This window comes from Lentzea albida (genome assembly GCF_900111005.1).
Lineage (GTDB): Bacteria > Actinomycetota > Actinomycetes > Mycobacteriales > Pseudonocardiaceae > Lentzea > Lentzea albida.
In genome coordinates this window covers 126,022-141,366 of record NZ_FOFV01000021.1, presented here as the reverse complement: position 1 = coordinate 141,366, position 15,345 = coordinate 126,022, and the positions used below count along the sequence as shown (strand labels likewise).

Below are 15,345 nucleotides of genomic sequence, written 5' to 3'. Positions count from 1 at the left end.
GCCACCGCCCGTCACAGGCCGCTGCCCGCTGCTTGCAGCTGCCCGCTGTCTGCCGCGCCCCTACACCCCAGGCAGCCGGATCGTCACCCGCAGCCCGCCACCCGGACGCGCCGCCACGTCGAGCGCCCCGTCGTGCGCGCGCACGACGCTGTGCACGATCGCCAGCCCGAGCCCGACCCCCGCGTGGTCCTCGGACCGCACGCGGTCCCCACCCCGCTGGAACGGCTCGACGAGCGTCGGCACCAGGTGTGGCGGCAGCGGGCGCCCGGTGTTTTCCACCCGCACCACGCACGCCTGGTGCTGCGGTTCGATGTGGACGGTGACCGTGCCGCCCGGCACGTTGTGCACGACGGCGTTCTGCACGAGGTTCGTGACCATCCGCAGCAGCAGTTCCGGGGAGCCCGTGGTGGTGGCCGGCACGCCGGTGACGTCGAGGGTGATGCCGCGCTTCTCCGCTTGCGGCAGCAGGGTTTCGGCGGCCTCCTCGGCGACCAGCGACAGGTCGACGGGCTCGCGCGTGAACGTGCCGCGCTCGCCCCGGCTCAGGAGCAGCAGGGCCTCGGTCAGGTCGATCGCGCGGCGGCTCGCGGTGTGCAGGCGGTCGATCAGGTCCGCGTTGACGCTAAACGGGTCCTGGCGGGCCACGTCGAGCAGCGACTGGGAGATCGCGAGCGGGGTGCGGAGTTCGTGTGAGGCGTTGGCGGCGAACCGGCGTTGCTCGGCCACGTGGGACTCGAGCTTCTCCAGCATGGTGTCGAAGACGTCGGAGAGTTCGCGGAACTCGTCGGACCTGCCGGGCAGGCGGATCCGGTGCGACAGGGAGCCCTGGGCGGCGAGGCGGGCCGCGTCCGCGATCTTGTCGAGCGGGGCGAGCATCCTGCCCGCCAGCAACCAGCCGCCGAGCAGGCCGAACGCCACCAGGCCCGCCATGGCGACGGCGGCCGCGCGGCCGAAGATGCGGGAGAGCAGGTAGCGGTTGGGGCTGACGAACAACAGGCCCTTGTCGTTGTCGGGCAGGTAGCGCAGCAGGTACCACCACGCCACGGCCAGCAGCACCGCGCCCGCCACCACGACGATGCCCGCGTAGCTGAGCGTGAGCTTCAGGCGGGCGCTGAGCCCGGGCTGCCTAGGCATCGATGCGGTAGCCGACGCCCGGCACGGTCGCGATGAGCCACGGCTCGCCGAGCCGCTTGCGCAGCGCCGAGACCGTGATGCGCACGGCATTGGTGAACGGGTCGGCGTTCTCGTCCCACGCCCGTTCCAGCAGCTCCTCGGCGCTCACGACCCCGCCCTGCGCGCCGACCAGCACCTCCAGCACCGCGAACTGCTTGCGGGTCAGCGCCACGTACCGCCCGTCGCGGAACACCTCGCGCCGGAACGGGTCGAGCCGCAGCCCGCCGATCTCGCTCACGGGCGGTCGCGCGTACGCGCGGCGGCGGGCCAGCGCGCGCAGGCGCAGCACCAGTTCCCGCAGCTCGAACGGTTTGGTGAGGTAGTCGTCGGCGCCGAGGCCGAACCCGGACGCCTTGTCGTCGATCCGGTCGGCGGCGGTGAGCATCAGGATCGGCATGCCGCTGCCGGACGCGACGATCCGCCGCGCCACCTCGTCCCCGGACGGGCCGGGGATGTCGCGGTCGAGCACCGCGATGTCGTAGGCGTTGACGCTCAGCATCTCCAGCGCGGTGTCGCCGTCGCCGGCGATGTCCGCGGCGATCGCCTCGAGCCGCAGCCCGTCCCGCACGGCCTCCGCCAGGTGGAGCTCGTCCTCCACGATCAGCACGCGCATACCGCCACCCTAGGCCGTGACCAGCCGGCGCTCCGGTGCCACGACGGGCTTCACCCGCCACCACCGCCACGACAGGAGCGAGGCCAGCGCCGCACCGGCGGCGTTGAGCAGCACGTCGTCCACAGAGGACACGCGGTGCAGCGCGGTGAACTGCGCGACCTCGATGAGCACCGAGCACGCCCCGGCGACCAGCAGCACCCGCCACACCGACCGCAGCGCCGCGAACCGCAGCGGGCCGAAGAACCCGAGTGCCGCGAACACCAGCAGGTTGCCGACGATCTGGCCGAGGTCGCGCTGCGCGAGGAGGTCGGCGATGTCCGCGAACGGCACCAGGCTCAGCTCGGACGACGAGCCCGGCAGCAGCAGGAGCCACACCCACGGCAGCGTTCCGTAGACCAGCCCCACGTCGACCAGAGCGGTCCGCCACGGGCCCGGGCGCTGCCCGAGTTTCCGGTGGAGCCCCAGGAGCAGCACCACCAGCAGGGCCACCGGTATCCCCAGCACGCCCCCGATGACGACCCCTGTCTCCGTTCCGACCCACTCCTGCCAGGTGTTGAGCACGCGTCCACTGAAGACGAACGGACGTTGCGGGGACGTACGCGTTTTCCGATACGCGGACGATATGTGCAGAATGCACCTGTGCTGGAGGCGAGGCTGCTTGCGACGGTGTCCCGTCTCGCGGGTCCCGTCCGCGGCGCCGGCGTCGTCCTGATCAGCCTCTTCGGCGCCTTCTCGCTGAACTCACCCCTCGGCTGGAGCCTGTTCGCGGTGGTCGCCGTGAGCACCGTCGCCGACTTCCGGCTGCCGGGAGTGGCGCTGCCGGTGGCGTTCCTGCGGGTCGTGGTGCTGTCGGTGCTGCTGGGCGCCGACGCCGACCAGTGGGTGCTGACGGTCCTCACCACGACGTTGATCACCTGGCAGTGGCAGTGGCCGCTCAAGGTCTCCGTGCCCGCGACGGCCGCGCTGCTCGCGGTGCAGGTCGTGACGACCGGGCCCGGCGTGCTGGTGAGGGCGGTGCTGGAGTCGGTGCTCGCGCGGCTCGCCTACGAGCTGCTGCGCCGGTCGAGCCGCCGGGTCGACCGGCTGCGGGAACGCGCCGCCGAACGGAGCCGGGCGGCGGCCGTCACCCTGGACCAGGGCAGACGGGAACGGGAGTACCTCGCCCTGCTGCACGACACGGCCGCCGCGACGTTCCTGATGGCCGCGCACGGCGGCGATCCGGCGGAGGTGGCCGCGCAGGCGCGCCGCGACCTGGTGGTGCTGGCCGAACGGGGCGACGAGCAGGGGACCGTCGACCTGGGGGCCGCGCTCACGGCGGTGGCGCGCGACAGCGCCGTGGACGTGCGGGTGGAGGCCGAGGTCGTCCGCGTGCCCGCCGGGGTCGCGCTGCAGTTCGTGCGGGCGGCCCGTGAGCTGCTCGCCAACGTCGAACGCCACTCGGGCACCTCGCGGGCCGAGCTCACGGTGCGGCGCGGAGCCGTGGTCGTGGTCAGCGACGACGGCAGGGGGTTCGTGCCGGAGGAGGTGCCCGGGCACCGGCGCGGGCTGCGCGGATCGGTGGTCGAACGCATCGAGGCCGTCGGTGGCTCCGCCGTGGTCGAGTCGGCACGGGGACGCGGCACCACCGCGCGTCTGGTGTGGCCCGCCGATGACTGACCACGCCGTCTCCACCACCACCCGGCAGGTGCTGCTGGTCGTCGTCTTCGCCGTCCAGCTCGTGCTCATGCTGCCCTCGCTGGTCGCGCACCCGCACGGTCCGGCGGCGTGGTTCGCGTACTGCCTGCTCACCGCGGTGCTCGGGATCGTGGCGGGACACGTCGCGACCGGCACGCCGACCCCACCCCTGCTGGCCGTCGTGCCGCTCGCCGCGTCGGTGCTGGTGACGACCGCGCTGCCCGCGGGAGCGTCGTTGGACGATCCCGACTGGGGGTTCGGGCTGGTCGGCTGGTACCTGCTGCTCGTGCTGGTGGAGAGGCCGAAAGCGCTGGTGGTGGCGCTGGGCGTGCACATCTGCCTGAGCATCGCGTGGTTCGCGCACGCCGGGAACGGGGACGTGGGCACCGCCGGTGTCGTCATCCTGAGCGGCACGAGCTTCCAGGTCGGCGTCCTGGTGATCACCCGCGTGCTGCACCGGGACGCGAGGCTCGCCGCGGAGGCCGCCGCCGAGCACGACGCCGCCCGCACCCGTGAAGAGCTGGCGCGCCAACGGGAACAGGACCTCAAGGCGGGCTTCGAGGGGCAGCTGGGCGCGTTGCTGCCGCTGCTCGCCGACCTGGCCGACGAGCAGGTGAGCGTGGCCGACCCGACGACCAGGCTGCGCTGCTCGGTCGCGGCCGTGCAGCTGCGCAGGCTGTTCGCGGAGAACGACGACGTGCCCGACCCGTTGCTGCACGAACTGACCGCCTGCGTGGACGTCGCCGAACGACGTGGTGTCGTCGTCTCGCTCGCCGTCAGCGGCACGGCCACCCCCGTGCCGACGGAGGTGCGCCGCGAACTGGTCGCGCCCATGGCCCAGGCCCTCGCCGTCGCGCACGGACGTGCGAAGGTGAGCCTGCTGCGCACGGCCGACGAGGTGCGCGTCGCCGTGGTGGCGGACGCGCCGGAAACCCTTCCGGCACCGGGAAGACCGGTGGCGGTCACGGTCGAGACGAGTGTCCACGGCGGACTGGTGAGGAGCGAGGCGCGATGGCGGACGGCGTGACGGCGGTCCTGGTCGACGACCACCCCGTGGTGCGCGCGGGAGTCGCGCACTGGCTGTCCACAGCGGACGTCCACCTGGTGGCGAGCGGTGAGGACCCGGAGGTCGCCTGGACCGGTCCCGGTGCCGCGGCGGACGTCGTCGTGCTCGACCTGCACCTGAACAGCGTCACCCCCGCCACGGCCGAGCTGCGCAGGCTCGTGGAGGACGGCCGCAGGGTCATCGTGTACTCGATGCGGTCCGACGACGAGATCGCGTTGCAGTGCCTGGAGATCGGCGCGCTGAGCTACCTGACCAAGGCCGAGGGGGCCGACCACCTCGTGCAGGCGGTGAAGGCGGCGGCGCGGGGCCAGTCGTACACCCCGCCCGCGCTCGCGGGCGCGCTGGCGGGCGACAGGTCGGAGACGCGGCCCGCGCTGTCGCCGCGCGAGACCGAGGTCCTGGTCGAGTGGTTCCAGTCGGAGTCGAAGGAGTTCGTGGCGCAACGCCTGAACATCACGCTCAGCACGGTGAACTCCCACCTCGAGCGGATCAGGGTCAAGTACGCGGCGATCGGCCGGCAGGCGCCCACGAAGGCCGCGCTCGTCGCGAGGGCGATCCAGGACGGACTGATCGGCCTCGACGACCTCTGAGCGCCCGTGTGGTGTGAACGACCGATACCGCGGCTCCTGCATCCGGCCTAACGTGCTGGGCACCCCCAGGTTCCGCAGTCCGAGGAGTTCCGCAGTGACGCACGCCCGTGGCCCCCTGTTCATCGCCTCGATCGCGACCGCGGGGCTGCTCCTGTCGGCGTGCGGCTCGCAGACCGGTGGCCAGGCCGTCCCCGCCGCGGACCCGACGAGCGAGACCACCAGCACCGCCACCAGCACGAAGGAGACCTCGGCGTCGAAGTCCGCGCCGGTCGTCCCCGCCGGTGGCGACATCACCGCTCCCGGCTCGAAGCTCAAGGTCGGCGAACGCGCGGTCATCCCCATCACCGTCGGCGACAAGAGCGGCACCATCGGCGTCACCGTCACGGCCATCGAGGCGGGGCCGAAGGAGGACCTGGCGAAGTTCGGCGACAAGGCCAAGAACATCACGCCGTTCTACCTGCGGGCCAAGGTCGAGAACCTCAGCGGCACCGACCTCAGCTTCACCTCGATCGGCCTGCGCGGCCTCGGCGAGGACGGCAAGGGCACCGGCGTGATCATCTCCGGCGACACCCCGAAGTGCGACTCCACCAGCGCGCCCAGGACGTTCAAGGCCGCCGGCGAGACCTACGAGACGTGCGTGCTGAGCGCGGCGCAGGACGGGTCGAAGGTCGCGGGCGCCGAGTACAACCGCGGCGACGACTACGTGAAGACGCCGCTGGTCTGGCAGAGCTGAGCCGAGGGGTCTTCGCGGCTCCGCTTCCGCTCGTCCTCGGCACCAGGGTCGCCGGGGACCAGCAGGGACGAGTTCGTCGACCACTACGAGAACCACCACGTCCCGCTGGTCCAGAGCATCGCGTCCGGCCCGTTCTACTACGCGCGCAACTACCTGCCGCCCACCGACGAGGCTCGTGTCCTCGACCGCTCGCGGACGCGGTCCTGGATCGTCGACGAACGGCTCAGCGGCGAGGTTGCACCAGGCCGTTGATGTGCGCGTACGCCACGGCGTGCACCCGGTCCCGCAGCCCCAGCTTCGCCAGCACCCGCGAGACGTGCGTTTTCACCGTCTCGTCCCCGACGTGCAGCCGCGCGGCGATCTCGGCGTTGCTGTACGCCGCCGCGACGAGCTGCAGCACCTCCCGTTCGCGCGCGGTCAGCAGGTCGAGCTCCGGCGGCGTCGGGGGAGGCGCGAGGCTGACGGCGAACCGCGCGATCAGGCGTTGCGTGACGGACGGGTCGATCAACGCGTCCCCGCGCGCCGCCACGCGCACCGCGGAGATCAGTTCCTCGGGCGGCAGCGACTTCAGCAGGAACCCGCTGGCACCCGCCTTGAGCGCCCGGTAGACGTACTCGTCGGTGTCGTAGGTGGTGAGCAGCAGGACCTTCGTGCGGTTCGCGGGGTCGGCGAGGATCATCTCCGTCGCGCCGAGCCCGTCGAGCTTGGGCATGCGGATGTCGAGCACGGCCACGTCCGGCCGCAGCCGCGCCACCTCCGCCACCGCGGCCCTGCCGTCCGCGACCTCCGCGACGCACCGGAGGTCTTCCTGCGTGTCGAAGATCGCGCGCATGCCGGAGCGCAGCATCGCGTGGTCGTCGGCGAGCAGCACCGACAACGTCATGACGCCTCCAGGGGGAACGTGACGGTGGTCCGCCAGGTGCGGCCGTCGGGGTCGAGCCCGGAACGCGTCCTGCCGTCGAACATGCCGGCGCGGTTGCGGATGCCGACGAGGCCGCGGCGCACCGATCCCGAGTCGTCGCCGGAGCCCGCCGTGTTCTCCGACGCGACGGTCAGCGAGTCCGGCGCGTAGTCCAGCGTCACCGTCACCCCGGACGCGTCGCCGTGCCGCAGGGCGTTGGTCAGCATCTCCTGGATGATCCGGTAGACCGTGACGTCCAACGACTCCGGCAGGTCGCGGTGCTGCCCGCGCACCTCCAGCCGGGCGGGGATGCCCGCCGCGCGCACGCCGTCGAGCAGTTCGTCGAGGTTGCCGAGACCCGGTTGCCGCGCTCCCTCCGGCTTTTCGCCGTGCAGCAGGTCGAGCAGGTGCCGCAGGTCCACCATGGCCGCGCGGCTGGAGGTCTCGACCGCGCGCAACGAGTTCGTCAGCTTCGGGTCGCCGTGGGGGTTGCCGAGCCGGGCGGCGCCGGCGTGCAGGTTGATCGCGCTGACGTGGTGGATGATCACGTCGTGCAGGTCGCGGGCTATCGCGCCGCGCTCCTCGGTGATCGCCTTCGTCACCGCCGCCTTCGCGTCCTTCTCCGCCATCGCCGACCGCTTCTCCAGCTCGGCGAGGTACGCGCGCCGCGCCGTGGTGTAGCGGCCGACGAGCCACGGCAGCAGCGCGCCCTTGCCCGCCACCAGCACCGCGTACAGCACGTCGTAGTCGTAGAGGATCATGCTCGTGACGAGACTGGCGGAGAGCAGCCCGAGTGCCGCGTACGCCGGTCCGCCGCGCAGCCACGCCCCCGCCCGGTAGCCCGCGATCAGCAGGCCGGCGTCGTTGGAGTCGATCCCGTTGCCGATCGTGACGAGGACGAGCACCGGGACCGCCGCCTGCGCCGCCGCCACCCACAGCGACAGCCGGGCGGGACCGGCGAGCATCGCGTCCACGGCCAGCGTCAGGAAGAGCACGACCAGCGTCTGCGGGAGCGGTTCGCGGTCGAGCAGCACGAACCCGCCGTCGACGACCATGCACACGACGGCGACCAGGGCCGACTGGTGCTTGAGGGGGACCTTGACCGAATCCATCGGGTCGAATCTTGCCGCACGGCCCACCCCGGGGTCCTCCCGCAGGACAGGGGTCGCGGGTCCCCCGCGCGGGGGACGGGGTTTCAGACTTCGCAGTGACGCGGCGGACCCGGCCTGATCGCTACCTTCGGTCGCGATGAAACGACGTGTTGTGACCTTGTTGCTGGTGCTGGGGGCGGTCCTGGGGATCGGTGCCCCCGCACTGGCCGACGGCGCCCAGTCCGGCGCCGACATCCACGTCGCGCAGAGCCTCGGCGACCGCGACCTGACGGTGATCATCCGGCGGGTCGCGGAGGTGCCGGGGCCTGTGCACGTCGACGTGGTGACGCACGCCGGGACGGCGCCGGGTGAGCTGACGCTGACCCTGCGCGCGGCGGGTGCGCCGAGCAGCACGACGAAGGTGGTCCTCGGTGCCACACCGGGGTTCCACGCCGGGCAGCTGCACGTCGACCGGCCCGGCCCGTGGGAGCTCGCGGTCGACGAGGCCACCATCCCGTTCGTCGTGCCCGCGCTCGTGCCGTCGCCGTGGGAGAACGCGACCTACGGCGGGTTCATCGCGGCGGGCCTGTTGCTGCTGGCGGCCTTGGTGCTGGCCGTGTTCGGCAAGCCCGTGCTGGCGCTCGTTCCTACGGCGGGTGTGGTCGCCGCCGTGGCGGTCGGGGTGACGGCGGCGTTGCTCTCGCCGAGCATCCCGCCGGTCGCGGCACCCGGCACGCAGCTCGACCCGACGTTCGACAACGTCACGAACCCCTACGAGCGAACGTCCATCACGGATTTCTCGCGGCCACCGGTGAACATGGTGCCCCGCATGGAGGACGGGGACCTCGTGCTGAGCCTGACCGACGGCTCGTCCGGGCGGCCGGTGGACGACCTGCTGGTGCACGACAGCGCGTTCGTCCACCTCGTCGTGGTGTCGCCGTCCGGGCACCTCCGCCACCTGCACCCGGTCCGCACGGCACCGGGTGAGTACCGCGCCCGGCTGCGCGATCCCGAGCGGGGCGTGCACGCGGTCGCCGCCGAGATCGCCCGGCGCGGCGGGGGAGTGCAGCTGTTGCGGTCCGGTGTGGACGTTGCCGGATCCGCTGTCGCCGTGCCGCACGACGGGAAGGCCGAGACGGCGGTGGAGATCCGCGAGGCGGGAAGGCCGAGCACGATCACCGCGAAGTTCGGTGAGCGCGACCTGCAACCGTGGCTCGGCATGCTCGGGCACATGATCGTCGTCGGCCCGATGACCGGAAGTGCCGCCGAGGCACCGATCTGGGCGCACGTGCACTCGATGATCCCGCCGGTGCCGGGGATGCCCGACAAGCCCGACGAGAGCGTCGCCGCGTACGGGCCGGACGTGCCGTTCACCTACTCGTTCCCGTTGCCGGGCCGCTACCTCGTGTGGATCCAGGTCGAACGGGACTACTCGGTCGTCACCGTGCCGCAGGTGGTCGACGTGCCCGCCGCGAAGGGGGTGGCTTCGAAGTGAAGCGTTCCGCCGTGGCCGTGGTGGCCGGGGTGCTCGCCGTCCTGGCGGCCGTCGTCGTGCTGTGGCCGCGCGGGGTCGAGGCCCGGCCGCACCTCGCCGAGAGCGGCGGGCTCCGGTTCGAGCTCACGCCCACCAGCACGAGGTCCGGCAGCAACGAGTTCGACCTGCGGATCACCGACCGCTCCGGCAACGCCGCCGACGGCGACGTGACGGTCGAACCGGCGATGCCGCAGATGGGCCACGCGCTCGCCCCGATCACCGCGGCGCCGCAGGCCCCCGGCCGGTACAGGGTCATGGGCGTCGACCTGTTCATGGCCGGTCAATGGGAAATCACCGTGTCACTGCGCAGCGAGCGGGTCGTGATCCCGCTGCTGCTCACCTGAGAAGGGGGAGGAATGACTGTGAACATCACGGCGGCGGCGACGCCGTCGGTGGGGACGGTCCCGAGGGGGCTGGTCCCGGCGGGCGTCGTGCTCGGCGGCACCCTGATCTCGTTGATCGGGCTGACCTGGGACATCCAGTGGCACTCCGACGTCGGGCCGGACACGTTCTTCACGCTGCCGCACCTGTTCCTGTACGCGGGCAGCGCGATCTCCGGCCTGGCGAGCCTCGCCGTGGTGCTGCTCACCACCGCGAACGCCAAGCGCGACAAGGCCGTCGACCCGCTGGTCGGCGGGCGCGCGGTCGGCGTCTTCGGCCGCACGTTCTCCGCTCCCGTCGGCTACCTGGTCTCCGGCATCGGCGCGGCGCTGTTCCTGGTCTACGGGCTGTGGGACCAGTGGTGGCACGGCCTCTACGGCTTCGACGCCGTGATCGACTCGCCGCCGCACATCGGCCTGCTGCTGTCGATCTCCATCACCATGGTCGGCGCGGTGATGGTCTTCGCGGTCGCCCGCGACCAGAGCTGGGGCACCTACGGCGTCGCCGTGGCCGCGGGCACGCTGCTGGCGTTCAGCATGGTGACCGTGCTCGGCCTGAGCGCACTGCCCGGCGGGCCCGTCAACACGGTCAACGCCGGCAGCGCGTTCTTCTCGGTGATGATCCTGTTCATGGGCGCGTACGTGCTGAACCGGCGCGGCGGCGCTCTCGCCGTCGGAGTCGTCGTCGCCTTCCTGCAGGCCCTGTTCTGGTGGTTCTCGCCGTGGGCCACCGAGGTCTACGCGGACGCGACCGGCCTGCCGCTGCGCGACTACGTCGACGGAATCCCCGGTCTGCCCAACATGATCCCGATGAGCCTGCTCCTCGTCGCCGTCGCCGTCGAACTGCTGCGCGGCCTGCCCGCGTGGGTGGCGGGCGCGCTCGGCGGCGTGATCATCACGGCCCTCGCACCCCTGCAGCGGATGCTCACCTACGGCAGCAACTTCCCGGCGCTCCAGCGCTACGTGGCCACCGTCGTGGCGGGCGCGGTGCTCGGCGCCCTCGCCGGGATGCTCGGCAGGCGGTTCGGCCAGATGCTCCGCCACCTCGCACCAGCAAAGGAAGACCGCCATGCGTAAGACGCTGCTGGCACTCGCGGGCACGGCCGCCCTGCTGCTCGGCCTCACGGCCCCCGCCCTGGCCTTCGAACCGGTGAACGTCGTGCACACCGAGAAGGTGCAGGCGGGACCGTACGACCTGACGATCGGCTTCAGCACGTGGCCGGTGAAGGCCATGCAGTCGCTCGACTTCACCTTCGCGCCGGAGAACGGCATCGAGGGCAAGAAGGGCACGCTCACCCTGTACCGCGAGGGCGTGGAGGCCGACGACAGCCCGCTCGCGCGGCACCCGCGCAAGCGCGAGGTGTGGGGTCTCGACATCTTCGCGCTGCCCGAGCAGGGCACGTGGACGATGAAGTTCGACGTCGAGGGACCCGAGGGCACCGGGACCGGTGAACTGAAGAACCTCGCCGTGATGGAGCAGCCGGGGCCGCCGATGGGGTTGTCGTGGGCGATCAGCACGATCCCGCTGTTCGGGTTGATCGCGTTGATCGTGATCGCGTGGCGGCGGACGCGGGCGACGGTCGACTAGCCCGAAGCCCTTGGTCGGTCGTCTTCCCCGTCCGCGGAGAAGGGTCGATCAACCAAGGGCTTCACGTCGGTGCAGGGTGACCGCGAGACCGGTGGGGAACGCGGTGAACCCCATGCGTTCCCGGACCGGGCCGTCGGCGTCGTGCGCCCTGATGGTGACGGCGCGGCACAGGGTCGCGATGAGCAGGGTCGCCTCGAGCAGGGCCAGGTTGCGGCCGGGGCAGAAGCGCGGGCCCGCGCCGAACGGCGCGTAGGGCAGCTCCGCGGGGGCGGACGACTCGTCGAGCCAGCGTTCCGGGCGGAACTCGTCGTGGTCGGCGAACCGGCTCCGGTCGCGGCGTGATCCGTACGTCAGCAGCGTGAACACCGGAGTGCCCTGCTTCAGCCGGAGAGACCCCTCGGCGGTGTCCACGGTGATGTCGTGGTTCGGCTGCACGACGATGAACGGTGTCACCGGGTTGAGCCGCATGGCTTCGTCGATGACCGCCCGCGCGTAGGTCAGCCTCCCGACCGCGGCCGGGTCCGCGAGACCGTCGGCCAGGACCGCCTCGGCCTCTGCCGCCACCCGTTCCTGCACCTCGGGGTGCGCACTGAGGCGGTGCACGGCCCAGGCCGGCGTGGAGGAGGTGGTGTCCTCACCGGCGAGCAGCATCGTCACGACGTTGCCCAAGACCTCGTCGTCCGAGGCCGCTGGCTCGTCCTCCAACGGTCGGACCAGCGCTTCCAGGAAGTTCGTGGGCTCCGCGCCGCCTGCCATCCGCTCACGGGCCTTGACGAACTGGAAGCGTACGAGAGCCGCCAGTTCCTCGACGGTCGCATCCAGACGCCGGTCCTGCGGCAACTTGACGTGGCGCCAGTACGGGAAGGGAGCGTTGATCCGCCGGGCGAACGCGGGGAACAACTCGACCAGGCGGCTGAGCAGGCTGTCGTCGTTGCCGTCCACCGAGTTGAGGTCGTGGCCCGTGGCCAGCCAGGTGGTGACGTCGAGGGTGTACCGCTGCATGTCGGCGAGGACGTCGACCGACGCGCCCGCGTCCGCCGCACTCACCCACGAGTTCCGCATCCGGGCGGTCACCTCGGCGATCGTGGAGAAGTACTGCCGCAGGTACGAGCTGTTGAGGCTCTGCGTCGCGATCTTCCGCAGCCGCCGCCACTCGGCGCCCTCCGCGGTGAACACGCCGTGCCCGCCGATCTCGTCGATGACCTCCGACATGATGCTCGGCCGCCGGAACGCGTCAGGTCGTTGGCGCAGCACGGTGTCCACCAGCACCGGATCGGCGGTCACCACCGCGGGTGTTCCTCCCAGCCGGACCCGGTAGGTCGGCCCGAAGCGGTCGCACCACCGTTCGAGCACCTGGTTCATGGCCTCGCCGCGGGCCAGTTCGGGCAGGTTTCCCAGCAGCGGCACCCCTCGTGGCCCGTTCAGGTCTTCGAGCGCCCGCGTGGTGCGTTCAGCTGTGTTGTCGGCGGGGCGACCGGTTCTGACTTCCTCAGCGGATTTTCCTCAGGTGTCGCGCGGAGTCGGTGATCAAGGTCACGCGGCCGCCCCGGCGCGGGATCCGCTGCTCGGTCGAGCTCGTCGTCACGATCTTCAACGTACGCCGATTCGTCGGGATCGGAGCTCCCCGTCCAGCCCAGGTCCGCCGGCTCGCGTGGTCCGGGGTGCCGTGACCCGTGGTGGCAGCGGACTGCACCCGGCCACCTGACCGGGTGAAGTCCGACCCGAAAGGCTGGAGCGGCTGGATTTCGAGTGGCGAGGTTCGGTACCCCTGCGCCGTGCGTTTGCCTCACGCGGTTTGGATCGGCGGGCTGTTGGTGCCCGCGTTGCTCGCCGCCACCGGCGTGGTCGTCCACGGCGGTGGCATCGAACGGACGCTGCACGCGGACGTGCGGACAGCGCTCGGCAAGGCCGGTTACCACGGTGTCGTGTCGGTCGACGGCCGCACGGTCGTGGTCACCGAGGTCGCGCCCCGCTCGGTGGACGCGGTGCGCGCCGTGGTGTCGGACGTGTCCGGTGTCGGCACCGCCGACGTGCGCGCGGCGGAACCCGAGCAGTTGCTCGTGGCGTTGCGCGGTGGCGAGATCCTGGTGTCCGGCGCGGTCGCCGACGACGCGGAACGCCGTGCGCTCATCGAGGCCGTGCAGGCCGACGGCCACCGCGTCACGGCCGCCCTGCGCCAGGGCGGTCTGCTGCCGATCCCGCCGGCCGTGATCGGCCGCGTGGTCACCGCCGCGCTGTCCGCCAAGGTGTCGGACGTGACCACGACCATCCACAACGGACAGGTCGTGGTCGCCGCCCGCGTGCCGGACGAGGTGAGGGCCACCGCGGTCCGCGACGCCGTCAAGCAGGCCGCGAACGGCCTGCAGGTCACCGACCGCATCGAGATCGGCCCGTCCACGACGGCGGGCGATCTCAACGTCGAGGCGCTGCACGACTCGATCTCCCGCCTGGTCAACGGCAACGGCGCCATCCGGTTCGTGCAGGGCACCACCGCCTACGAGGGCCACGGCCCGGTGCTCATCCAGCGCGTCGGCCGCATGCTGCTCGTGGCTCCCCGAGCCTCGATCACCCTGGTGGCCCACGGCACCGACCAGGCGATGGCGGTGAAGCGCGGCGAAATGGTCCGCGACGTCCTCGTCGGCCAGGGCGTGGCACCCGCGTTGATCGCCATCGAGACCCGTCCCGCCCCCGGCGGCGAGTACGACCCGGCCACGCGCCAGGTCGACGTCGTAGTCCGTTAGGAGTTCGCTGTGCTCTGGTTGTTCTCGCAGATGTTCCTGCTCTGCCTGGCGTCGTTCGCCGTGGGCGTGCTGGTGACGTGGCTGTCGGTTCGCGGCCGCCTCCAGCCCGAACGCCCCAAGGCCCGCCTGGCGCTGCCCGCGCCCCGCTCCACCACCGAGCAGGTGGTGATCTCCGAGCAGCCGCCCGCCGCGCCGAAGCCGGTCAAGGAACCGTTGCCGGTCAAGGGGAACTCGAAGACCATGGTCTACCACACGCCGGACTCGCCGTACTACCGGCGGACGAAGGGCGACATGACGTTCGGGTCGGAGGCGGAGGCCCAGTCGGCGGGGTACCGGATGTGGACGACCAAGGGCCGCGTCAGGGCCTGACGGGGGCCGGGATCAGCGCTTCAGCAGGTCGCGGATCGCCGCCGTGACCACGTCCGGCGCCTCCTCGGCCATGAAGTGTCCGCAGGAGACCGTGCGGTGGTCGAGATCGGGCGCCCAGGCCTCCCACAGCCGCCGCGCGTCGAAGCCGAGAGCGGCACCCCAGTCCTGCTGCAGCACGGTGACCGGCATCTTCAACCGCGTGCCCGCGTCCCGGTCGGCGGTGTCGTGCTCGACGTCGATCGTGGCCGACGCCCGGTAGTCCGCGACGATCGACGTCACGGCCTCCCGCGAGGCGCGCAGGTACTCGGCGCGGACGTCGCCGGGGAACGGTTTCTGGCTCCAGATGTCGAGGAAGTGGCCGAAGAACGCGTCCGGGACCGCGCTGATCATCTGCTCGGCGAGACCGGGTGGCTGGGCCATCAGGAACAGGTGGAACCCGACGGCGGCCGACGTCCCGCGCATCACGTCCCACATGTCGAGCGTCGGCAGCACGTCGAGGGACGCGAGGTGCGTGACGTGCTCCGGGTGGTCGAGGCCCGTGCGGAACGCCACGAGCGCGCCCCGGTCGTGCCCCGCCAGGGCGAACGTGTCGTGGCCGAGCCGCCGCGCGACCTCGACCACGTCGGCGGCCATGGTGCGCTTGGCGTAGGTCGAGCCGGTGTCGGCGGGCTTGTCGCTGTCGCCGTAGCCGCGCAGGTCGGGCATGATCACGGTGTGGTCGGACGCCAGGCCGGCGGCGACGTGCCGCCACATGAGGTGGGTCTGCGGGAAGCCGTGCAGGAGCACGACGGGGCTTCCGCCGCCGGTCGTGGCCACGTTCAGCTCGATGCCGCCGGAGACCTGAACGCGCTGGTAGTCGAATGCGGTGTGGTTCACGAGCACACTGTGGCGC

At 71.9% G+C, this 15,345-nt stretch carries 17 protein-coding genes and 1 pseudogene; 11 read left to right on the top strand and 7 right to left on the bottom strand.

All coding sequences use genetic code 11. The annotated features are described in order from the left end of the window. Window positions 1–60: 60 nt before the first annotated feature. Genes BMY74_RS37570 through BMY74_RS37560 form a run of 3 tightly spaced genes read right to left on the bottom strand, consistent with a single transcriptional unit; the run spans window position 61 to window position 2,347 of the window. Window positions 61–1,134, bottom strand: a complete 1,074-nt coding sequence (locus tag BMY74_RS37570; protein ID WP_089924828.1) for a sensor histidine kinase — start codon at window positions 1,132–1,134, stop codon at window positions 61–63. Beyond that, window positions 1,127–1,786, bottom strand: coding sequence for a response regulator transcription factor (locus BMY74_RS37565; RefSeq protein WP_089924825.1), 660 nt, complete (start codon window positions 1,784–1,786; stop codon window positions 1,127–1,129). The genes BMY74_RS37570 and BMY74_RS37565 overlap by 8 nt, the downstream gene beginning before the upstream one ends. 9 nt (window positions 1,787–1,795) lie before the next feature. After that, complete coding sequence (locus tag BMY74_RS37560; RefSeq protein WP_089924822.1) at window positions 1,796–2,347, bottom strand: VanZ family protein; 552 nt, start codon at window positions 2,345–2,347, stop codon at window positions 1,796–1,798. Between the two features lie 78 nt (window positions 2,348–2,425). Between BMY74_RS37560 and BMY74_RS37555 the strand changes: the two genes are divergently transcribed. From BMY74_RS37555 to BMY74_RS37535, 5 genes and pseudogenes are all read left to right on the top strand, one after another. Beyond that, the gene (locus BMY74_RS37555) at window positions 2,426–3,442 is read left to right on the top strand and encodes a sensor histidine kinase (RefSeq protein WP_177230117.1); all 1,017 of its coding nucleotides are present in this window, start codon (window positions 2,426–2,428) and stop codon (window positions 3,440–3,442) included. Then, the gene (locus tag BMY74_RS37550) at window positions 3,435–4,487 is read left to right on the top strand and encodes a hypothetical protein (RefSeq protein WP_089924818.1); all 1,053 of its coding nucleotides are present in this window, start codon (window positions 3,435–3,437) and stop codon (window positions 4,485–4,487) included. The genes BMY74_RS37555 and BMY74_RS37550 overlap by 8 nt, the downstream gene beginning before the upstream one ends. Beyond that, complete coding sequence (locus tag BMY74_RS37545; RefSeq protein WP_089924815.1) at window positions 4,472–5,116, top strand: response regulator; 645 nt, start codon at window positions 4,472–4,474, stop codon at window positions 5,114–5,116. Before BMY74_RS37550 ends, BMY74_RS37545 begins: the two co-directional genes overlap by 16 nt. A 94-nt stretch (window positions 5,117–5,210) precedes the next feature. Then, window positions 5,211–5,849, top strand: a complete 639-nt coding sequence (locus BMY74_RS37540; RefSeq protein WP_089924810.1) for a hypothetical protein — start codon at window positions 5,211–5,213, stop codon at window positions 5,847–5,849. Between the two features lie 63 nt (window positions 5,850–5,912). Further along, window positions 5,913–6,101, top strand: a pseudogene (locus BMY74_RS37535) (EthD domain-containing protein); the annotation flags it as partial. Here BMY74_RS37535 and BMY74_RS37530 read toward each other — a convergent pair. Both BMY74_RS37530 and BMY74_RS37525 read right to left on the bottom strand, forming a co-directional pair. Continuing rightward, window positions 6,073–6,732: a response regulator gene (locus tag BMY74_RS37530; protein ID WP_089924807.1), complete on the bottom strand. Its 660-nt coding sequence runs from the start codon at window positions 6,730–6,732 to the stop codon at window positions 6,073–6,075. The pseudogene BMY74_RS37535 and the gene BMY74_RS37530 sit on opposite strands and share 29 nt — an antisense overlap. Continuing rightward, entirely contained in the window at window positions 6,729–7,862 is a 1,134-nt protein-coding gene (locus tag BMY74_RS37525; RefSeq protein WP_089924804.1) for a sensor histidine kinase, read from the bottom strand. Before BMY74_RS37525 ends, BMY74_RS37530 begins: the two co-directional genes overlap by 4 nt. 136 nt (window positions 7,863–7,998) lie before the next feature. On the opposite strand from BMY74_RS37525, the gene BMY74_RS37520 reads away from it, so the two are divergent. The 4 genes from BMY74_RS37520 to BMY74_RS37505 are packed head-to-tail and all read left to right on the top strand — an operon-like array spanning window position 7,999 to window position 11,343. Then, complete coding sequence (locus BMY74_RS37520) at window positions 7,999–9,336, top strand: hypothetical protein (RefSeq protein ID WP_177230116.1); 1,338 nt, start codon at window positions 7,999–8,001, stop codon at window positions 9,334–9,336. Further along, complete coding sequence (locus BMY74_RS37515; RefSeq protein ID WP_177230115.1) at window positions 9,333–9,719, top strand: FixH family protein; 387 nt, start codon at window positions 9,333–9,335, stop codon at window positions 9,717–9,719. Before BMY74_RS37520 ends, BMY74_RS37515 begins: the two co-directional genes overlap by 4 nt. Before the next feature lie 12 nt (window positions 9,720–9,731). Then, complete coding sequence (locus BMY74_RS37510; protein ID WP_089924794.1) at window positions 9,732–10,832, top strand: hypothetical protein; 1,101 nt, start codon at window positions 9,732–9,734, stop codon at window positions 10,830–10,832. Continuing rightward, complete coding sequence (locus BMY74_RS37505; RefSeq protein WP_089924791.1) at window positions 10,825–11,343, top strand: hypothetical protein; 519 nt, start codon at window positions 10,825–10,827, stop codon at window positions 11,341–11,343. Before BMY74_RS37510 ends, BMY74_RS37505 begins: the two co-directional genes overlap by 8 nt. 48 nt (window positions 11,344–11,391) lie before the next feature. Here the strand turns inward: BMY74_RS37505 and BMY74_RS37500 are convergent, their stop codons facing one another. After that, complete coding sequence (locus BMY74_RS37500) at window positions 11,392–12,750, bottom strand: cytochrome P450 (RefSeq protein WP_177230114.1); 1,359 nt, start codon at window positions 12,748–12,750, stop codon at window positions 11,392–11,394. A 368-nt stretch (window positions 12,751–13,118) separates the two neighbouring features. On the opposite strand from BMY74_RS37500, the gene BMY74_RS37495 reads away from it, so the two are divergent. Together BMY74_RS37495 and BMY74_RS37490 are read left to right on the top strand one after the other, a co-directional pair. Then, window positions 13,119–14,084, top strand: a complete 966-nt coding sequence (locus BMY74_RS37495; protein ID WP_143091857.1) for a hypothetical protein — start codon at window positions 13,119–13,121, stop codon at window positions 14,082–14,084. Between the two features lie 9 nt (window positions 14,085–14,093). After that, window positions 14,094–14,453: a sunset domain-containing protein gene (locus BMY74_RS37490; RefSeq protein WP_089924782.1), complete on the top strand. Its 360-nt coding sequence runs from the start codon at window positions 14,094–14,096 to the stop codon at window positions 14,451–14,453. Between the two features lie 12 nt (window positions 14,454–14,465). Here BMY74_RS37490 and BMY74_RS37485 read toward each other — a convergent pair whose 3' ends face one another. Then, window positions 14,466–15,335: an alpha/beta fold hydrolase gene (locus BMY74_RS37485; RefSeq protein WP_425434889.1), complete on the bottom strand. Its 870-nt coding sequence runs from the start codon at window positions 15,333–15,335 to the stop codon at window positions 14,466–14,468. Window positions 15,336–15,345 lie beyond the last annotated feature (10 nt).

What these genes read in the sequence shown, in the direction of transcription:
- BMY74_RS37510 (WP_089924794.1), top strand. Translation starts at nt 9,732, where the DNA reads ATGACTGTGAACATCACGGCGGCGGCGACGCCGTCGGTGGGGACGGTC.
- BMY74_RS37520 (WP_177230116.1), top strand. Translation starts at nt 7,999, where the DNA reads ATGAAACGACGTGTTGTGACCTTGTTGCTGGTGCTGGGGGCGGTCCTG.
- BMY74_RS37530 (WP_089924807.1), bottom strand. Translation starts at nt 6,732, where the DNA reads ATGACGTTGTCGGTGCTGCTCGCCGACGACCACGCGATGCTGCGCTCC.
- BMY74_RS37570 (WP_089924828.1), bottom strand. Translation starts at nt 1,134, where the DNA reads ATGCCTAGGCAGCCCGGGCTCAGCGCCCGCCTGAAGCTCACGCTCAGC.
- BMY74_RS37505 (WP_089924791.1), top strand. Translation starts at nt 10,825, where the DNA reads ATGCGTAAGACGCTGCTGGCACTCGCGGGCACGGCCGCCCTGCTGCTC.
- BMY74_RS37550 (WP_089924818.1), top strand. Translation starts at nt 3,435, where the DNA reads ATGACTGACCACGCCGTCTCCACCACCACCCGGCAGGTGCTGCTGGTC.
- BMY74_RS37525 (WP_089924804.1), bottom strand. Translation starts at nt 7,862, where the DNA reads ATGGATTCGGTCAAGGTCCCCCTCAAGCACCAGTCGGCCCTGGTCGCC.
- BMY74_RS37565 (WP_089924825.1), bottom strand. Translation starts at nt 1,786, where the DNA reads ATGCGCGTGCTGATCGTGGAGGACGAGCTCCACCTGGCGGAGGCCGTG.
- BMY74_RS37545 (WP_089924815.1), top strand. Translation starts at nt 4,472, where the DNA reads ATGGCGGACGGCGTGACGGCGGTCCTGGTCGACGACCACCCCGTGGTG.